Raw genomic sequence first — 817 nt, forward strand, 5'->3', positions numbered from 1 at the left:
CGAGTGACCTGCTCTGAGAAATTCGCGCCACACGGTGTTTGAGAAAATAGCTTCCGACGCGAGAAGGAAGCGAGATGAAGAAGGCAAGGTACAGCGAAGAGCAGATTGTGCGGATACTGCGTGAGGCCGACCGGGACCCGGTGGCCGATGTGGCCAAGCGGCACGGGGTGAGCGAGCAGAGCATCTACGGCTGGCGCAAGCGGTTCGGGGAGTTTGGCGTGGACGAAGTGCGCCGGCTCAAGGAAGTCGAGGCCGAGAACGCACGACTGCGCAAGCTGCTAGTCGAGCGGGACCTGGAGATCGAGGTGATGAAGGAGGTCAGCCGCCGAAAGTGGTGAGCGTACAGGTTCGGCAGGAGCAGGCCCGGCTGGCTTGCTCGCTGGGGGTATCCCAGCGCCGAGCCTGTACGCTATATGAAGTATCCCGTTCGGGGTTGCGCTACGAGCCTACCAAGGCACACAAGGACGCGCCGGTGGTGGCGAGGATGAAGGCGCTCTCGGCGCAGTATCCCCGGTATGGGTATCGGCGGATCAGCATATTTCTGGCCCGAGAGGGGCATGCGATGAGCATGTCCCGGGCGTGGCGGTTGTGGAACGTGGCGAGGCTGCAGGTGCCCCGTAAACGGCCTCGACGCCGCGTGGCAGCCTCTCGCCCGCGTCCGCTGACGCCGACTCGGGCCAACCAGGTCTGGTCCTACGATTTTGTCTTTGACGCATGCGCCAACGGCCAGCAGATTAAATGCCTGACGCTAGTCGATGAGTACACGCGGGAGTGCCTGGCCATTGATGTGGCCGGGTCGATCCGTTCGCGCAGAGTG

The 817-nt window shown here is 63.0% G+C and carries 1 pseudogene; it reads left to right on the plus strand.

The features are described from left to right. Positions 1 to 74 precede the first annotated feature (74 nt). Positions 75 to 817, plus strand: a pseudogene (locus tag N5K27_RS28955) (transposase); the annotation flags it as partial.

Origin of the sequence: Pigmentiphaga sp. GD03639 (genome assembly GCF_029845405.1) — a bacterium.
Classification (GTDB): Bacteria; Pseudomonadota; Gammaproteobacteria; order Burkholderiales; family Burkholderiaceae_B; genus Pigmentiphaga; species Pigmentiphaga daeguensis.